Annotated in this window: 16 protein-coding genes; 9 read left to right on the top strand and 7 right to left on the bottom strand. The window is 69.8% G+C overall.

Annotated elements, in window-relative coordinates:
* Nucleotides 1–175 precede the first annotated feature (175 nt).
* The gene (gene lnt, locus ACGFI6_RS24370; RefSeq protein WP_393122191.1) at nucleotides 176–1,744 is read left to right on the top strand and encodes an apolipoprotein N-acyltransferase; all 1,569 of its coding nucleotides are present in this window, start codon (nucleotides 176–178) and stop codon (nucleotides 1,742–1,744) included.
* Between the two features lie 61 nt (nucleotides 1,745–1,805).
* Nucleotides 1,806–2,291 carry an FxsA family protein gene (locus ACGFI6_RS24365; RefSeq protein WP_393122189.1) on the top strand — a complete coding sequence of 162 codons (486 nt, stop codon included), beginning with the start codon at nucleotides 1,806–1,808 and terminating at the stop codon, nucleotides 2,289–2,291.
* Here ACGFI6_RS24365 and ACGFI6_RS24360 read toward each other — a convergent pair.
* Entirely contained in the window at nucleotides 2,272–3,135 is an 864-nt protein-coding gene (locus tag ACGFI6_RS24360) for a LysR family transcriptional regulator (protein ID WP_393122187.1), read from the bottom strand. The two genes, ACGFI6_RS24365 and ACGFI6_RS24360, sit on opposite strands and share 20 nt — an antisense overlap.
* Nucleotides 3,136–3,217: 82 nt before the next feature.
* Between ACGFI6_RS24360 and ACGFI6_RS24355 the strand changes: the two genes are divergently transcribed.
* Together ACGFI6_RS24355 and ACGFI6_RS24350 are read left to right on the top strand one after the other, a co-directional pair.
* Complete coding sequence (locus ACGFI6_RS24355) at nucleotides 3,218–4,135, top strand: MBL fold metallo-hydrolase (RefSeq protein WP_393122185.1); 918 nt, start codon at nucleotides 3,218–3,220, stop codon at nucleotides 4,133–4,135.
* A 65-nt stretch (nucleotides 4,136–4,200) separates the two neighbouring features.
* Nucleotides 4,201–6,411 carry an FUSC family protein gene (locus ACGFI6_RS24350; protein ID WP_393122183.1) on the top strand — a complete coding sequence of 737 codons (2,211 nt, stop codon included), beginning with the start codon at nucleotides 4,201–4,203 and terminating at the stop codon, nucleotides 6,409–6,411.
* Nucleotide 6,412: 1 nt separating this feature from the next.
* On the opposite strand, the gene ACGFI6_RS24345 is transcribed toward ACGFI6_RS24350, so the two are convergent.
* The 3 genes from ACGFI6_RS24345 to ACGFI6_RS24335 form a co-directional block, all read right to left on the bottom strand.
* On the bottom strand, nucleotides 6,413–7,645 hold the full coding sequence (locus ACGFI6_RS24345; RefSeq protein WP_393122181.1) for a GDSL-type esterase/lipase family protein: 1,233 nt from the start codon (nucleotides 7,643–7,645) through the stop codon (nucleotides 6,413–6,415).
* Nucleotides 7,642–8,220, bottom strand: coding sequence for a TetR/AcrR family transcriptional regulator (locus ACGFI6_RS24340; RefSeq protein ID WP_393122179.1), 579 nt, complete (start codon nucleotides 8,218–8,220; stop codon nucleotides 7,642–7,644). The genes ACGFI6_RS24345 and ACGFI6_RS24340 overlap by 4 nt, the downstream gene beginning before the upstream one ends.
* A gap of 90 nt (nucleotides 8,221–8,310) precedes the next feature.
* Complete coding sequence (locus ACGFI6_RS24335; protein ID WP_328999859.1) at nucleotides 8,311–8,682, bottom strand: RNA polymerase-binding protein RbpA; 372 nt, start codon at nucleotides 8,680–8,682, stop codon at nucleotides 8,311–8,313.
* A gap of 246 nt (nucleotides 8,683–8,928) precedes the next feature.
* Here ACGFI6_RS24335 and ACGFI6_RS24330 point away from each other — a divergent pair, with 246 nt between their 5' ends.
* From ACGFI6_RS24330 to ACGFI6_RS24315, 4 genes are read left to right on the top strand one after another with little or no spacing between them, the layout of a single operon-like run.
* Nucleotides 8,929–10,296 carry an efflux RND transporter periplasmic adaptor subunit gene (locus ACGFI6_RS24330; protein WP_393122177.1) on the top strand — a complete coding sequence of 456 codons (1,368 nt, stop codon included), beginning with the start codon at nucleotides 8,929–8,931 and terminating at the stop codon, nucleotides 10,294–10,296.
* Nucleotides 10,286–10,978, top strand: coding sequence for an ABC transporter ATP-binding protein (locus ACGFI6_RS24325; protein ID WP_393122175.1), 693 nt, complete (start codon nucleotides 10,286–10,288; stop codon nucleotides 10,976–10,978). Before ACGFI6_RS24330 ends, ACGFI6_RS24325 begins: the two co-directional genes overlap by 11 nt.
* Nucleotides 10,978–12,207 (top strand): ABC transporter permease, encoded by a 1,230-nt coding sequence (locus ACGFI6_RS24320; RefSeq protein WP_393122173.1) that lies wholly within the window; start codon nucleotides 10,978–10,980, stop codon nucleotides 12,205–12,207. The genes ACGFI6_RS24325 and ACGFI6_RS24320 overlap by 1 nt, the downstream gene beginning before the upstream one ends.
* A gap of 10 nt (nucleotides 12,208–12,217) precedes the next feature.
* Nucleotides 12,218–12,784, top strand: coding sequence for a hypothetical protein (locus tag ACGFI6_RS24315; RefSeq protein WP_393122171.1), 567 nt, complete (start codon nucleotides 12,218–12,220; stop codon nucleotides 12,782–12,784).
* A gap of 91 nt (nucleotides 12,785–12,875) precedes the next feature.
* Here ACGFI6_RS24315 and ACGFI6_RS24310 read toward each other — a convergent pair whose 3' ends face one another.
* On the bottom strand, nucleotides 12,876–13,703 hold the full coding sequence (locus ACGFI6_RS24310) for a class I SAM-dependent methyltransferase (RefSeq protein WP_393122169.1): 828 nt from the start codon (nucleotides 13,701–13,703) through the stop codon (nucleotides 12,876–12,878).
* Nucleotides 13,704–13,751: 48 nt separating this feature from the next.
* On the opposite strand from ACGFI6_RS24310, the gene ACGFI6_RS24305 reads away from it, so the two are divergent.
* Nucleotides 13,752–14,330 (top strand): TetR/AcrR family transcriptional regulator, encoded by a 579-nt coding sequence (locus ACGFI6_RS24305; RefSeq protein WP_393122168.1) that lies wholly within the window; start codon nucleotides 13,752–13,754, stop codon nucleotides 14,328–14,330.
* Here the strand turns inward: ACGFI6_RS24305 and ACGFI6_RS24300 are convergent.
* Together ACGFI6_RS24300 and ACGFI6_RS24295 are read right to left on the bottom strand one after the other, a co-directional pair.
* On the bottom strand, nucleotides 14,327–15,700 hold the full coding sequence (locus tag ACGFI6_RS24300; RefSeq protein ID WP_393122166.1) for an MFS transporter: 1,374 nt from the start codon (nucleotides 15,698–15,700) through the stop codon (nucleotides 14,327–14,329). The two genes, ACGFI6_RS24305 and ACGFI6_RS24300, sit on opposite strands and share 4 nt — an antisense overlap.
* Before the next feature lie 54 nt (nucleotides 15,701–15,754).
* The gene (locus tag ACGFI6_RS24295) at nucleotides 15,755–16,510 is read right to left on the bottom strand and encodes a glycerophosphodiester phosphodiesterase (protein ID WP_393122164.1); all 756 of its coding nucleotides are present in this window, start codon (nucleotides 16,508–16,510) and stop codon (nucleotides 15,755–15,757) included.
* Nucleotides 16,511–16,524: the final 14 nt, after the last annotated feature.

The raw sequence follows: 16,524 nt of genomic DNA, 5'->3' as shown, positions 1-16,524 counted from the left end.
CTCTTTTCCCGGGCCAATTGCCTGAGTCCCGCTCACTTCCTCGCGCTGCGCAGCGACCCCTCCACGTTGCGCGATCGCTGCCGATTGGCTACTGACCGGATACATTTGCGTGTTCGGGACGTTGTACGGTCGTGCGACCGGCGGATGCCGGTGCGTGAGGACAAGGGGTTGCCGCGTGGACCGGTTGAAGGCGCTGGGGCGGCTGCTGCCGCGGTTGGCGGTGGCCGTGGCCGCCGGAGTACTGCTCGGCTTCGCGTTCGAGCCGCACGACCTTCCGTGGCTGACCATCGTCGCCGTACCGCTGTTCCTGGCCGCGCTGCACGGGATCTCGATGAAGGCCGGGTTCCTGGTCGGCGCCGGCTTCGGCATCGCGTACTACGCCGTCCTGGTGCCGTGGCTGAGCATCATCGGCGGCGACGCCGCGATCGCGCTGGCGATCCTCGAGGGCCTGTTCTACGCGGTCTTCGGGCTGTTCGCGACGCAGGTGCTGAAGGTCCGGCTGTGGCCGCTGTGGATCCCGTGCCTGTGGGTCGCGACCGAGTTCGCGACCGCCTCGGTGCCGTTCGGCGGCTTCCCGTGGGGGCGGCTCGCCTGGGCCTTCTCCGAGCAGCCCCTGGGCAGGCTGGCGGCCTACATCGGCATCCCCGGCCTGAGCTTCGTCGTCGCGTTCATCGGCGTCCTGGTGTACGCCGTGCTGCGCCGGGGAACCGCTCTCCGGATGCGTGCCGTGGCGCTCGTCGCCGGCCTGGCGATCGTGTTCGGCAGTGCGCTGATCCACCTCTCACTCGCCGGCAACGGCAAGTCCGTGACGGCCGCGATGGTGCAGGGCAACGTGCCGGGCAAGGGCTTGGAGTTCCTCGGCCGGGCCAGGACCGTGACCCGCAACCACCTGAAGGCGACGCTGGAGCTCGAGCAGCGCGTCCAGGCCGGTACGGAGAAGAAGCCGGACCTGGTGATCTGGCCGGAGAACTCGACCGACATCGACCCGTACAAGGACGACGAGACCCGGGCCGACATCGAGGAGGCCGTGCACGCGGTCAACGTGCCGATCCTGGTCGGCGCGGTCACCGAGGGCCCCGGCGAGAACGAGCGGCAGACCACAGGCATCGTGTGGGACCCGCAGACCGGCCCGGGTCAGCGCTATGCGAAGCGGCACCCGGTGCCGTTCGGTGAGTACATCCCGTTCCGCGACCAGCTGCTGCCGTACATCCACCGGCTGGAGATGATCGGCGCGCAAACCGTACCGGGTGTCGGTCCCGGGGTGATGCCGATCCGCGGCGTCACGTACGGCGACGTGATCTGCTTCGAGCTCGCGTACGACAACGTCATCCAGGACGTGGTGAAGGGCGGCGCGCAGGTCCTGATCGTGCAGACCAACAACGCGACCTACGGCGGGACCGGTCAGCCCGAGCAGCAGTTCGCGATCACCCGGATGCGTGCGATCGAGACCGGGCGCACCGTGCTGATCGCCTCGACGAGCGGCATCTCCGGCGTGATCCGGCCGGACGGCACGGTCGAGCACAAGTCGGCGCAGTTCGTACCGGACGTGTACGTCGCCTCGGTGCCGCTCAAGGACGGCCACACGCTCGCCACCACCATCGGCCCCTGGCCGCAGCGCGTGCTGACCCTGATCGGGCTGCTCGGCCTCGTGCTCGCCCTGATCGAGCGCCGTCGTCGTGGGGACCGCACCCCGCCGCCTCCGGCCGCCGGGTCGGCGCAGGTCCGCGAGAAGGTCCCGGCCTGATCAGGCTGGCTTTCCCCTCCGGACCTGTAACACTGGGGGGACTCGCTGGAAGGGGTACGACATGCCGTGGTTGATCGGGCTCGCGCTGCTGGTCGTGCCGATCGTGGAGATCTACGTGATCATCCAGGTCGGTCAGGCGATCGGTGGCTGGCCGACCGTCGGCCTGCTGGTCCTCGAGAGCATCCTCGGCGCCTGGCTGGTGAAGCGTGAGGGCCGCCGTGCCTGGAAGGCCCTGCAGTCCGCCCTGGAGACCGGCAAGCTGCCCGGTCGCGAGCTCACCGACGGCGGCCTGGTCCTGATCGGCGGCACGTTGCTGCTCACCCCGGGCTTCGTCACCGACATCTTCGGCTTCTTCTTCATCCTGCCGTTCACCCGCCCGTTCACCCGCCCGATCGCCCGCCGCGTCGTCTCCCGCTTCATCAGCCGCCGCGCAAGCACCCTCACCCCACCCGCCTTCACCCCCTTCATGCCAGGCGCCCCCACGAACCAGCCCCGCCAACCTTCGGGCGACGTGATCCAAGGCGAGGTCATCGACCCCGAGAAGTAGCCCGGTACGTCGCTCGTGCCGCATCGACGAACGAGCGGGTCAGCGGAGTGGTCTCGGCCCAGGCCAGGAGGACCGGGCTGGGCGGGAGGTCCTGGACGGGCACCGCGACGAGTTCGTTGCCCAGTGCGTGGTCGGTGAGCGGCGCGAGGCCGATGGTGCCGTTCCAGAGGACTGCCTGGAGGCATTCCTGGACGGCGCGGACCACGGGCCCTTCGCGGTGCGTGCCGCCGTTCCAGTAGGACTGCCAGATCGGGTCGGTGCCGGCCGGGAACTGGAACCAGCGCCGGTCGGCCAGCTCGGCAAGTACGAGGCTGTCGCGGGTAGCGAGCGGATCGTCGGCACGCAGTACGGCGCCGACCGGGTCGGAGCGTAGTTCCTGCACGTGCAGTCCGGTCTCGTCGAACGGGCCGCGGGTCAGGGCGATGTCGACGCGGCCGGCGCGGAGCCCGCAGGTCGGGTCGGTGAGGTCGGTCTCGCGGATGCGTACGTCGACGTTCGGGTGCAGCTTGCGGTAGGCGGCCGCGAGTCTCGAGATGTCCGGGTCGGTGCTGTCGCTGAGGATGCCGATGGTCAGCGTCGCGGTGCCCGCAGCTGCGAGGACTCGCGTACGGACCTGCTCCGCCTGGGCAAGCAGCGTCCGCGCCTCGTGCAGGAGCGCGGTTCCTGCAGGCGTCAGGCTGACGCCGGACGCGGACCGGTGGAAGAGCGCCGTGCCGAGGTCGGCCTCCAGGTGCCGGATCGCGCGGCTCAGCGGCGGCTGGCTCATGTACAGGCGGGCGGCGGCGCGGCCGAAGTGCAGTTCCTCGGCGACGGCGACGAAGTACCGCAGGGTCCGCAGTTCCATCACCTGCGACGATACCCGCTGGGTATCGGCGATGCCGGAGAGGTCTTGGACGCGGCGCGCCCGCCGGTGCTGGGCTGGACCCATGCCAGCAGAAACCTCCGAATACCCGTACGCCGACCCGGTCGTCCAGCTCACCGACGTCCGGGAAGTCGCCCGCGACATCGTCGTGATCGCGAACCGGAACGTCGACCTCGTCCCCAACATCACCCTGATCGGCGGCACCGAAGCGGTACTCGTCGTCGACACCGGCCTCGGCCCGCGGAATGCGCGGAAGGTGCTGGAGTTCGCGGGGGAGTACGCGGCCGGCCGCCGGCTCTACCTGACGACCACGCACTTCCACCCGGAGCACGCGTTCGGCGCGGACGTGTTCGCTGACGCGGCGACGTACCTCCTGAACCGCGCGCAGGCCGACGACCTGACCACCAAGGGCGAGGGGTACCTCGCGATGTTCCGGCAACTCGGTGAGCCGGTCGCGCGCGAGTTGGCGGAGGCGACGATCCCGATCCCCGACCTGACGTACGAGGACACGCACGAGCTCGAGCTGGGTGGCCGGACGGTGCGGCTACGCGCGACCGGGCGTGCGCACAGCAAGGGCGACCAGGTCGTCACGGTGCCGGACGCCGGCGTCCTGCTCACGGGCGACCTGGCGGAGGCGGATCAGTTCGCGATCTTCCCGTGGTTCCCGCCGTACGACGTCGACGTGTCGGGCGTGCGCTGGATCGACGTACTGAACCGGCTGGTTGAGGGGCAGCCACGGGTGGTGGTCCCCGGACACGGCGGCATTGGGGACGTACGCCTGCTCGCCCAGGTCCGCGACTACCTCGTGGAGCTCCGCGACGAGACCTGGAAACGCCGTGACTCCGCGCTGCCCGAGGACACGATCGCCGCCGAGATCCGCGCGCTGATGATCGCCCGGCACCCCGACTGGCGGCTGCCCGAATGGATCGAGCGCGGCGTCGGCTGTCTGTGCAGCGAGCACGGTGATGCGGAGGCTACGTGACGGGATGGATCGAATGGAGCACACTTACCCGAGCGGTGTGGGAGGACGGGTAGCGAGGAGCGCGGATGCGGGTGCTCGGTGGGCGGCTGGTCGGGTGGTTGCGGCAGCGGGATCCGGGGCTGGGGGCCTCGCGGCGGGCGGCGCGGACCGCGGTGGTGATGCCGGTCTTGTTCGCGTTCTGTGCTGGGGTGTTGAAGGCTCCGAACGTCGCGACCTTTGCGGCGTTCGGTGCGTTCGCGATGTTGTTGCTCGTGGACTTCTCGGGCCCGATGATCCAGCGGATCCGGGCGCAGGTTCAGCTGGGGCTGGCGTGGCTGGTGCTGGTGTCGGTCGGGACGCTGGCCGGGTCCTCGGTGTGGACGGCGGTCGTGGCGACGGCGGTTGTCGGGTTCGCGGTCCTGTTCTCGGGAGTCGTGAGTTCGGTGCTGGCCGGCGCCGGTACGTCCATGCTCCTGGCCTTCATCCTGTCCGTCGCTACGCCCGGCCCGTTGTCGGCGCTGCCTGATCGGTTGGCCGGCGTCGCGATCGCCGCGGTGGCGGCCGTCTTCGCGGTGTGGTTCCTGTGGCCGCGGTCGTCGGTCGACCCGCTCGGCGCACCGGCTGCACGCGTCTGCCGGGCCGCGGCGGCGCAAGTGCGTTCCGAGGCGAAGGACTCGGCTGCTGTGTGTGCAGTACGCACGGCCGAGACCACAACGTTGATCGACGAGTTGCGCCGTACGTTCACGGCCACGCCGTACCGGCCGACCGGGCTCTCGACCGGCTCGCGGGCGATCGTGCGGCTGGTCGACGAGCTGACCTGGCTGAGCGCGATCCTCGAGGAACCGGTGGCCGAGGCAGCGTGTGAAGCCGACGCTGCTGCAGTGCACCTCGCGGCAGCGCAGGTCCTCGAGCACGGCGCCGACCTGCTCGACGACCCGGCGGTCACCGTCGAGGAGCTGACCAAAGCGGCTCAGGTTCTGCGGGACGCCGTGACGGCGCTCGAAGAGGACGCGGTCGACCGGCTGCCGGCGACGTACCGGTCGGAAGCCGATCTGCTCGGCAGCCTCAACGTGTCGTTCCGCGCGCAGGAGATCGCGTTCGCGGTGCTCCTGATCGCGCAGAACATCGAGGCCGCGCGGACCGCGGAGCAGCGCAGCTGGACCGACCGCCTGCTCGGCCGCGAGCCGACCGCGCTCGCGGGTCCGTTCGCCAGCGCCGCGGAACGTGCCGGCGCGCACCTCGAGCGGCACTCGGTCTGGTTGCACAACAGCATCCGGGGTGCGATCGGTCTCGCGGCCGCGGTGGCGTTCGCGGATCTGACCGGCGTGCAGCACGGGTTCTGGGTGATCCTCGGGACATTGTCCGTACTGCGCTCCAACGCCCTCAGCACGGGCCAGAACGCGTACCGCGCGATCGCGGGCACTGTGGCCGGCTCGATCATCGGTGCCGTCCTGCTGCAGCTGATCGGCGACAATCGCACGGCGCTGTGGATCCTGCTGCCGATCGCGGTCCTGGTGGCGGGGATCGTGCCGGCCGCGATCTCGTTTGCGACCGGTCAGGCTGCCTTCACGGTGACGCTGGTGATCTTGTTCAACATCGCGCAGCCCGAAGGCTGGTCGCTGATCCTGTTCCGGATCGGCGACATCGCACTCGGGTGCGCGGTGAGTGTGGCGGTCGGGCTGCTGTTCTGGCCGCGCGGCGCGTCCAAGGCGGTCGGGAAGGCTCTGGCTGAGGCGTACGTCGACAGCGCCCAGTACCTCGTCAGCGTCGTCGGTTACGCCGTGTCGTGCTGCGCGCCGGGTCCACGGACGCCGCAGGACGGACGGCGCGCGGCGGCCGCGGCGCGACGGCTGGACGACACGTTCCGTACGTACCTCGCGGAACGTGGGGCGAAGCGGGTGCCGTTGAGCGAGATGACCGCTCTCGTCACGGGTGTGGTGGGGGTCCGGCTGGCCGCGGATGCCGTACTGGAGCTCTGGGAGCGGTACGCAGACGGCCGCCCACCGTCGGACGATCGCGCCGCTGCTCAGGCCGCGTTGCTCGTGTCGGCGAACCGCCTGCTGAAGTGGTACGGCGACTTGGCCGGCGCGCTCGACGGGCGTGGTTCGGTGCCCCAGCCGTTGCCGCACGACGACCCGACGAAGGCGCGGCTCGTCGACGCCGTACGGCGCGACCTGTACGACGCCGACGACCAGGCCACGCCGACCGCGATCCGGATCCTGTGGACCAACGACCACCTGGAAGTAGTACGTCGTCTCCAGCCAGGCCTCACGGTTGCGGCCCAGAGCACAACCTAGGTCACAGTGCGCCGAGATCTACCGTGACCGGGAAGGCAACCCGGTCGGTGGTGTCTGCGACGGGCACAGTCAGATTCACCATGCCCGGGGACGGGAGTGGCCGTTTGAAAACGTACTCGGTGAACCGGTCCGCGATGATCTGGTGGGTGGCGGCATCGGGGTGGAGATCGTCGAGCAGCGGGTGGGCGGCGTTGTCGTCCTCGCCGTACAGGACGCGGCCGTCGAGGTAGTGCAGGTTCGGGTCCTCGAGCGCGCGTTGCGCGACGATGCGGGCCAGCTCGGCGCGGATGACTGACAGGGTGAGCTTGCCCATCGGCACCTCGTCGGGGTTGCCGGTGGCGGCGAAGCCGAGCTCGCCGGCGGCCAAAGCCTCGAGGTTCCAGCCGGTGGGGCCGGGGGTGTCCTCGTGGATCGGGCAGAGGATGGACGACACCACGAGCAGCGGGGTGTCCGGGTGCCCGTCGCGGATCGTGTCCAGGAAGCCGTGCACCGCGGGAGTGAAGCTGCGCAGCCGGTAGCTGTCGCTGTTCACGATGTTGATGCCGAGCTTCACGCTGATCAGGTCCGCGGGCGTGTCCCGGATCGTCTTCGCGAAGAACGGTTGCAGGTAGCAACTACCGCCGAAGCCGAGGTTCCGCAGCTCCACCCCGGCCTGCGCCGCGACGAGCGCCGGCCAGGTGCCGGTCGGATGCGTCGCGTTCGAGCCGTGGCTGATCGAACTGCCGTGATGCAGCCACAGGCGCTGACCGGACGGCGCCGGCTCGACCGGCGCATCGGTGCGCAGGGCAACGAGCTCGGTGGTCTCGTCGTGCGGCAGCCAGATCTCGACCGTCTTCGGTACGCCGGCCAGCCCGTCGACGCGCAGGGTCTGCGGCACACCGGCGGTCGTCTGCGTCGTACCGGTGGTCAGGTCGATCGTGATCACGTCGCCCTCCGGTGCGGTGAGCTGCGTGAAGAGTTGGCCGTCGACCAGTACGTCGTACACACCATCAGGCCGCGGGGGAGCGCCGACGTAGTCGCGCTTGGTCGGCAGCGTGTCGAGCTCCAGCACGGTGGCCGCCGTACGGAAGACCAGCCGGACACCGGAGGGCTGCGAGTCGACCATGGTCAGCTGGTCGTCGACGTACTGCGTGCGCGTCCAGGCCGGGAGGCGGTGCGGCAGGAAGCCGCGGGCGGTCTGCTCGAGGTCGAGGGCTCCGCGGAGCAGTTCGACGGTGATGGGAACGGTGATCACGAAGGTTGCCTCTCGGGCCAGTTGCGAAGGAGGGAGTCGAGTGCGCCGAGGACGCGCGGCCAGGTGTCGGCGCTGGACGGTGAGCTGAAGCCGAACGAGCCGGCCAGCTCGAGCGTGACGTAGCCGTGGATGAAGCTGCCGAGCATGCGGATCGCATCCGTCCGGGTGGGCTCGTCCAGGTCGTACCCACGCAGCACCGCTGCCATCAGCTCCGAGTGCCGGCGGCCGGCAGCGAGGAAGTCCGGCGTGGGGGAGGAAGTGTGGCGGGAGGCTGCGTAGCGGCCGGGATGGGACTGGGCGTACGTCCGGTAGGCGTCCGCCACCGCGACCAGAGCGTCGCGACCGGCTCGCCCGGCCACCGCTGCGGTGGCCTGGTCGGCAAGCTCGGTCAGGGCGACCGTGGCGATCCGTGTCTTCAGATCGTCGGAGTTGCGGACGTGGGAGTACAGGCTCGCGACCTGGACGCCGAACCGCCGGGCCAGCTCTGAGACCGTGACCTGGTCGAACCCGACCTCGTCGGCCAGCTCGGCACCGGCCTGCGCCAGCCGCGCTCCGCTCAACCCCACTCTTGCCATACCTCATTATGTAGCTACCTAAAGCCTTTAGGCAAATGCAGGCAAGAAGAAACCCTCACCGCGCCATTGCGATGAGGGCTCTCGCGTCGTTCAGGCCGTGCGCTTGGTGCGGTGCAGGTGCGCCGGACCGATCTCGCCCTTGCGGAGCAGATCGACCCGCTCGGCCAGCAGCTCCTCCAGCTCGGAGATGCTCCGGCGCTCGCGCAGCATGTCCCAGTGCGTACGGGCCGGCTTCTCCTGCTTCGGCTCCGGCTTCTCGCCGGTGGAGCGGGCGGCCTCGCTGCCGCAATGCGGGCACTCCCACACTGCGGGCACCTCGGCGTCGTGCGCCATGGTCACCTCGACCACGTGGCCGCGGGGGCAGTCGTACGTGATCATCTGACGCGGCGCGAACTCAACACCGCGGTCATCCTCGAAGCTGACCCCACCCAGCCCCGAACCACGCAGTACGCGATTAGACATGTCAAACCTCCGAGATCGTCATCCGTGCCAACGGTCGGCCGGCCCGGATCATTCCCATTTTGGCATGTCCGAGCCATATGTACGCACCTGACCGCACCGTCGTGACCGCCTGTCATCAGGCCTTCACAGATCACGGTGTGTCGCGAACCGACCGAGGTGGGACGTCCCAAATCGATATCCGGTTCACAGCCGGTTGCCAGGAAGCGAGGATCTCCTCCTCAGTATCCAACCCTAGCCTCAGCGTCCATGGTGCTACCCCGCCACAAGCTCCGTGGCCTCAGTTTCGTGAACGTGGCCCTGGTGGCCATCGTGCTCGTCATCGGCGTGACCGCCTACTTCCTGTTCTTCAAGAAGGACCCACCGGCGGCCAGCGCGACCCGGCCGACGGTGGCGGTGCAGCGTGGTCAGGTCACCGCGAGCGTCAGCTCCAGCGGCACCCTGCAGAGCTCGCAGACCGCGTCTCCACAGTTCGAGACGTCGGGCACGGTCACCCAGGTCCTGGTGAAGGTCGGGCAGGTGGTGGCGAAGGGCGCGGCGATCGCGAAGATCGACCCGGCCGCGGCCGAGCGGCAGCTGCGGATCGCCCAGCAGAACCAGATCGCTTCGGCGAACTCGGTCACCGCCGCGGACGAGACACTCGACGACGCCCAGCAGGCCCTGGAAGACGCCGAGGAGGCTTCGGCCTCTCCGTCACCGACCCCCACGCCGGGCAACGGTCAGCAGCAGCAACAGCAGACCCAGTCTCAATCTCAGGGTCAGGGTCAGAGCCCGGAAGTTGCCGTCAGCAACGCCGAGGCGAACCTCGCCAAGGCGAAGGCCGACAAGGAACAGGCCGACCAGAACGTCGAGGCCGCGCAGGCGGCGGTCGACGCGACCACGCTGAAGGCGCCGATCGCCGGCACCATCACCGCGATCAACGGCGCGGTCGGCTCGGTGTCCGGCGGGTCCAGCTCGGGTTCAGGCAGCTCCTCGGGCAGCGGCGGAAGCGGCGGGCAAGGCTCGACCTCAGGTCAAGGTTCAACCTCGGGCTCGAGCGCGTCGTCCACCTCCGGCACCGGCTTCGTCGACATGGCCGACCTGAAGGCGCTCCAGGTGGTGGCCGCGTTCGCGGAGGCCGACGCGATCAAGATCAAGGCCGGCCAGTCCGCGACCGTGACCCTGAACGCCGAGCCCGGTACGACGCTCACCGCCTCGCTCGCCTCGGTCTCCCCGACCCCGACGACCACCAACGGCGTGGTCTCGTACTCGGCCACCTTCGGCCTCGCCAAGCTCCCGGCGAACGCCCGGATCGGCCAGACCGCGAACGTCACGGTGCACACCGCGAAGGCGGCGAACGTGCTGTACGTCCCGAGCACGGCGATCGCGACCAGCGGCACGACCTCCACGGTCACGATGGCCGACGGCAGCGGGACGCGGGAGGTGCAGGTCGGTATTCGCGGCGGCAGCTACACCCAGATCACGTCCGGCCTGAACGAGGGCGACCAGATCGAGCTGCTGCAGGGCGCGATCGGTGGAACCGGGACCCAGAGCGGGCAGAACGGACAGAACCGGCAGCCCGGCGGGGGTCAGTTCCAAGGCGGGGGTATCGGGGGCGGGGGCTTCCGTGGCCGCTGAGTCCCTGATCGAGATCCGGGACGTCACCAAGACGTACGGCCACGGTGAGACCGCTGTGCACGCGCTCCAGGGCGTGTCGCTGCGGATCGAGGCCGGGGAGTACGTCGCGGTGATGGGCTCGTCCGGATCCGGCAAGTCGACGTTGATGAACATCCTCGGCTGCCTCGACGTACCGACCCGCGGCGAGTACTGGCTGGACGGCAGCGACGTCGCCCGGCTGAGCGAGGACCAGCAGGCGCTCGTCCGCGGCCGGAAGATCGGGTTCATCTTCCAGTCGTTCAACCTGATCCCGCGGACCACCGCGCTCGCGAATGTCGAGTTGCCGCTCACCTATGCGCACCTGCGCCGGGCCGAACGCCGGCAGCGGGCGAACCGCGCGCTGCAGCTGGTCGGTCTCGCGGACCGCACCGGCCACCGGCCGAACCAGCTGTCCGGCGGCCAGCAGCAGCGGGTGGCGATCGCCCGGGCGCTCGCCACCGGCCCGCGGATCCTGCTCGCCGACGAGCCGACCGGCAACCTGGACGCGCACTCGACCGACGAGGTCCTGCAGATGTTCGACCAGCTGCACGCCGAGGGCCGGACGATCATCGTGATCACCCACGAGCACGAGGTGGCGGCGCACGCGCGGCGGCTCGTACAGGTCTCGGACGGCCGGATCGTCTCCGACGAGGTGACCCGCTGATGTCACCACGCGACCTGATGGGCGCCGCGCTCCGCGGCCTGACGGCGAACAAGCTCAGATCCCTGCTGACCGTGCTCGGGGTGTCGATCGGTGTCGGTGCGGTCATCGTGCTGGTTGCGGTCGGCAACGGCTCCGGCAAGGCGGTGCAGGAACGGCTGGAGGCGATGGGCACGAACCTGCTGACGGTCTCCACGACCGGCGGAGGCGGTGGCTTCGTCCGCGGCCAGGCCGGTCCGGCCAACCAGCAGTACAGCCTCACCCTCGACGACGCCTCCGCGCTCGCCGACAAGAAGCTGGCTCCGGACGTGGCGTCGGTCGCGCCGGTGATGACCAGTTCCGGTACGGCGACCAACGGCGACACCAGCTACACGGTGAACCAGGTGATCGGTACGACTCCGGAGTACCTGCCTGCGACGAACACACCGGTGCAGATCGGGCGCTCGTTCACGCAGGCCGATGTGGACACCTCGCAGCGGGTGATCCTGCTCGGGCAGACAGCCGCGACCGAGCTGTTCACGCGGCCGGCCAGCGCGGTCGGGCAGACGATCAAGCTCGGCGCCGTCGACTTCACCGTGCTCGGCGTTCTGGCCAGCAAGGACAGCACTGGGTTCAACGACCCGAACGCGACCGCGATCGTCCCGATCAACACGCTCCGCGCGACTCAGGCCGGGTACGGCGCCCTCAACCAGATCGTCGTCCAGGCGGGGGACAAGGACCGGGTCGACACCGCGCAGGCGGAGGTCACGCAGTTGCTGACCGCTCGTCATCAGGTACCGGAGACCACGACGTCGCCGTTCCGGATCACGAACTCGGCGCAGATCCTGCAGACCAGCCAGGACACGGCGGCGACGTTCACCGCGCTGCTCGCCACCGTCGCCGCGATCAGCTTGGTGGTCGGCGGGATCGGCGTCACGAACATCATGCTGGTCACCGTCACCGAGCGGACCCGGGAGATCGGGATCCGCAAAGCGCTCGGCGCGCGGCGGCGGACGATCCTCGGACAGTTCCTGATCGAGGCGACGCTGCTCAGCCTGATCGGGGGCGCGGTCGGTGTCGGCGTTGCGCTGATCGTCACCCGCTTCCAGTTGGCCGGTGTGCAGCCGGCGCTGGTGCCGTCGTCGATCGGACTCGCGCTCGGTGTGTCCGCGGCGGTCGGCCTGTTCTTCGGCAGCATGCCGGCGCACCGAGCCGCCGGCCTCCGTCCCATCGATGCACTACGTCATGAGTGAGGAATTTGAGATGAGCAACCAGACGCCCGACGACTTCGCGCAGATCGGGTCCGACGAGGAGGTCGACGCGGCGCTGAAGCCGAAGAAGACCCTGAACCTGCCGCTGGCGACCGCGATCCTGGCCGGGGTCGTCGTCCTCGCGGTGGGGCTCGCGGGCGGCGCCGGGCTGCACGCGGCGTTCGCGTCGGACAGCTCGTCGAACCAGCCGCAGGCCGGCCGCGGCGGCTTCGCGGGCTACCGCGGCCAGAACGGCGGGAACGGACCCGGTACCTACCCCGGCCGGAGCGGAGGCCAGGGCGGTGCCCAGGGTGGTGGCGGCACGATCGGCACCGTGGTGTCGGCGAACGGCTCCGAGCTGGTCGTGAAGACCCAGTCCGGCAACGTCACGGTCAAGCTGACCGGCACGACGACGTACGACATCACCGCAAAGGGCACCGCCGCGGACCTGAAGGCAGGCGAGCAGGTCGTCGTCACCGGCCAGAACGCCAACGGCACCATCACCGCCAACACCGTCCGCCAAGGCGCCCTCGGCGGCGGCTTCCGCGGCAACCCGACCGCAACCCCCTCCTCCCGCTGACGAACCCCCAAGCCATCACAATCGCCGAGCGGCCGCCGGGGTGAGCCTGGCGCGGGCCGAGGCGCCACATTGTGATGGCCTGGGGATCCGCCTACCGGCGGGTGGCGAGGAGGGCGACCGCGGTCGACTCGAGGGTGAAGCTTCCGCCCGCGGCGTCGATCGCGGTGGCGGTGCCGTCGAGGACGGCGTCGAGTTTGCCGGCGTCGGCCAGGGGCTTGGCGAGGCCGCTGGTGCGGAGTTGATCCAGCCATTCGTCGCGGGTGTAGGCGCGGGACCAGGGGAATGTTGGGCGCTGGATGTTGGTGAAGGCGGGGCCGAGGCTGTCGGCGGTGCGGTCGAGGAAGGTCTCGTACGCGCCGAGTGGTGAAGCGGCGGCCCGCGACGCGGCGGGGTGGTCGGGCAGTACGTCGCGGTGGACGGCGGCGAATGCGGCGCCGAGGTCGGCGGGAGGCGTGAGGACGTACCAGAAGACCGCGAACGTTCCGCCGGGCCGCAGGACCGCGGCTGCCTGGGCCGCGCCTTTGGCCGGGTCGATCCAGTGCCAGGTCATCCCCGCGACGAGTGCGTCGAACGTGCGCCCGGCCGAATCCCACGACTCGAATGGTGCGACCTCCACGTCGACTCCGGTGGTTCGGGCGTAGGCCGCCATCCGCTCGTCCACCTCGACCCCGAGCACGCGGCAGGCGGCCGCTTGGAACTGCCGGGCGGCGATCCCGGTCCCGCATCCGACGTCGAGCAGATCCGGGCCGGGCGCCGCATCCGCAACCGCCTCGATCAACGCATCCGGATACCGAGGCCGTGCCCGGTCGTACAGGGCCGGATCGGTCCCGAACGACTCGGCCATGTCACGCCGCTGATGTGGCTGAGCTGCGTCGGCGGGCTGGGCGGGGGTGGAGCCGGGTGGCGGTAGAGTGGGCATGTGCCCACCGTAGTGGGCGGTTGCCCACTTATGTCAAGGACGGTGTGGATGCCTACCGGCGTGGCGATGCGTGATGCTCGCGAGCAGCTGTTCGACGCGGCTGAGCGGGTGCTGCTGCGAGAGGGGCCGGAGGCGCTGACCAGTCGTGCGGTGACCACCGAGGCCGGCTGCGCGAAAGGGTTGCTGCACAAGCACTTCACGGACTTCGACGGCTTCCTCGCCGAGCTCGTTCTGGATCGGATCCGGCGCCTCGACGACCAGAGCGAGGCGCTGCTGAAGGCGGCCGGGCAGGGGAGCGTGGTCGAGAATCTGACCGCGATGCTGACCGACCTGTTCGGCTCGGTCGCGGTCGCCATCGTGAGCCTGACGATCTCGCGCGACGGCCTCCGGGCCCGACTGCGCGAGGCCGTCCCGGTCGGCGTACCGATCCTCACCGAGGCCGGCCAGGCGCTCCGGGACTACCTGTCCGCCGAGCAGACCTACGGCCGGATCCCCGCGGACGCCGACGTCGACGTTCTCGGCCTGACCCTGATCGGGACCGCGCACCTGCTCTTCGCCGACCGCACCGGCACCCGCCCGACCACCGCTGACGTCCGCGCCTTCGTCAGCTCCACTCTTCCGCGCTAGACGACGCTCGGCTGGTCGTTGCCGGCTTCCTCGATGCCGCGGCGCATGTCCACGCGGAGGAGGAGCGCGATGCCGACCACGAAGAAGACCGCGAGGGCAACGATCGCCGGCCGGTACGAGCCGGTGAGCTGATGCACCAGACCGAACAGCAGCGTGCCGAGCCAGGACGTCCCGCGCTCGCCGGCCTGGTAGAGCGAGAAGTACTCCGCCTCGCGGCCCTTCGGGATCAGCTGGCTGAACGCGGACCGCGACAGCGCCTGCGTACCGCCGAGCACGATCCCGATCGCGACGCCCATCGCGAGGAACGGGACGATCTGGTGCGCGGGCAGCAGCAGCGCGGCGATCACGATCAGGATCCACACCACCAGCCCGGCCGCGATCGTCCGGTGCGCACCGTACCGCTGCGCGACCCGGCCGAAGACCAGCGCCCCGAAGAACGCGACCAGCTGCACGAGCAGGATGGTTGCGATCAGCACCTGTGTCTCGAAGCCGAGCTGCTTCTCGCCGTACGTCGACGAGACCGAGATGACGGTCTGGATGCCGTCGTTGAAGAACAGGTACGCGATCAGGAACAGCATCGTCATCCGGTACGCGCGCATGTGCTTGAGCGTCGCCGACAGCTGCCCGAAGCTCTGCCGCACCAGGCTGCCGCTGCGGACCTGCTCGACGTTGCGCGGCGGCCGGTTCCGGAGCCTGAGGAACGGGAAGAACGTGAACAACCCCCACCACAACCCCGCGCTCAGCAGGCTGAGTCTGACGGCGGTGCCCTGGGTCAACCCGAGGGCGTCGTGGGCGGTGACGACCGCCAGGTTGACCAACAGCAAGAGGAACCCGCCGGCGTACCCGAACGCCCAGGCGCGGGACGACACCGTGTCGCGATCGTCCGGCGGCGCGATGTCGATCAGGATCGAGTCGTACACCACCAGCGAGGACCCCAGACAGAGGTTCCCGATGAGCAGCAGCAGCGCGCCGAGCTGCCAGCGCCCGCCGCCGACGAACACCATGCAGCTCGCCGCGATCGCCCCGGTCCAGGCGAAGCCGCACATCAGCAGCTTCTTGTTCTCCAGCCGGTCCGCGATCGCGCCGACCACCGGCAGGAACAGCGCCGACACCAGCGTCGCGACCGTGACGACGTAGAACGCCAGCGAGCCCGGGGAGATGCCGAGGCCGAGCACGTCCAGGTTCGTCCGGCACGGGTTGTCGGTAGTGCCGGTGTACCCGCAGGCGGCGGTCTCCGCGACCGACGTCAGGTACGGCGCGAAGAGGACGGTGCCCGTGGTGGTGACATAGCCCGAGTTCGCCCAGTCGTAGAGACTGAACCCCCAGTACTCGCGCTTGTCGACCGCCGCCGGAGCGGAGAGGAATCCCATGCGCGGAAGTGTGTCATTTCGGCCGGTCGTCGCGGCGTACCAACGGATAACACTTCAGTCCCGCCACTGACCCCGCTCGATCAGTACGTCGCGCAGGATGTCGGTGCGGTCGGTGATGATGCCGTCGACGCCCGCGTCGAGCATCCGCCGGATCGCGTCCGCGTCGTCGACGGTCCAGACGTGCACCTGCTTGCCACGCGAGTGCGCGCGCCGGATCAGTCCGGACGTGAGTAGCTGGAAGGCGCCGTACCGCTCCGGGATCTGCAGGCAGGCGCCCTTCGAGCCGAGCGCGAACGGCAGGAACCTGATCAGTGCGACCTCCCACTCGCCGTACCCGGTGCACAGCTCCGGGCCGAGCAGCTTGCGGATCCGCCCGACCCGCGACTGGGAGAACGAGGAGACGCAGACCCGCTGGACAGCGTTCGCGGCCCGGAGGACCTGCGCGGACGGCTCGAGTCCGCCCTCGGCCTTGATGTCGAGATTGAACCGGACGTCCGGGAAGTGCTCGAGCAGCTCGTCCAGCCGGGGGATCGGCTCGTGGCCGTTGATCCGCGCCTTGCTGACCTCGGACCAGGGCAGGTCGGCGATCGCGCCGGTGCGATCCGTGACGCGGTCCAGCCGGTCGTCGTGGAACGCGACCACGACGCCGTCGCTGGTCGCGTGCAGGTCGGTCTCCAGGTATCGGTAGCCGAGGTCGACGGCGTTCTGGAAGGCGTGCAGCGAGTTCTCGTACCCGATGTTGTCCGGGTGCTTCGCGCCGCCCCGATGCGCCATCGCGATCGGTCCGTCGTGGTCGAGGTACTGGTACACGCCTGAAGTATGTA

Origin of the sequence: Kribbella sp. NPDC048928, assembly GCF_043197975.1 — a bacterium.
Classification (GTDB): domain Bacteria; phylum Actinomycetota; class Actinomycetes; order Propionibacteriales; family Kribbellaceae; genus Kribbella.
The sequence above is the reverse complement of the archived record's forward strand: the minus strand, read 5'-3'. Positions and strand labels throughout refer to the sequence as shown.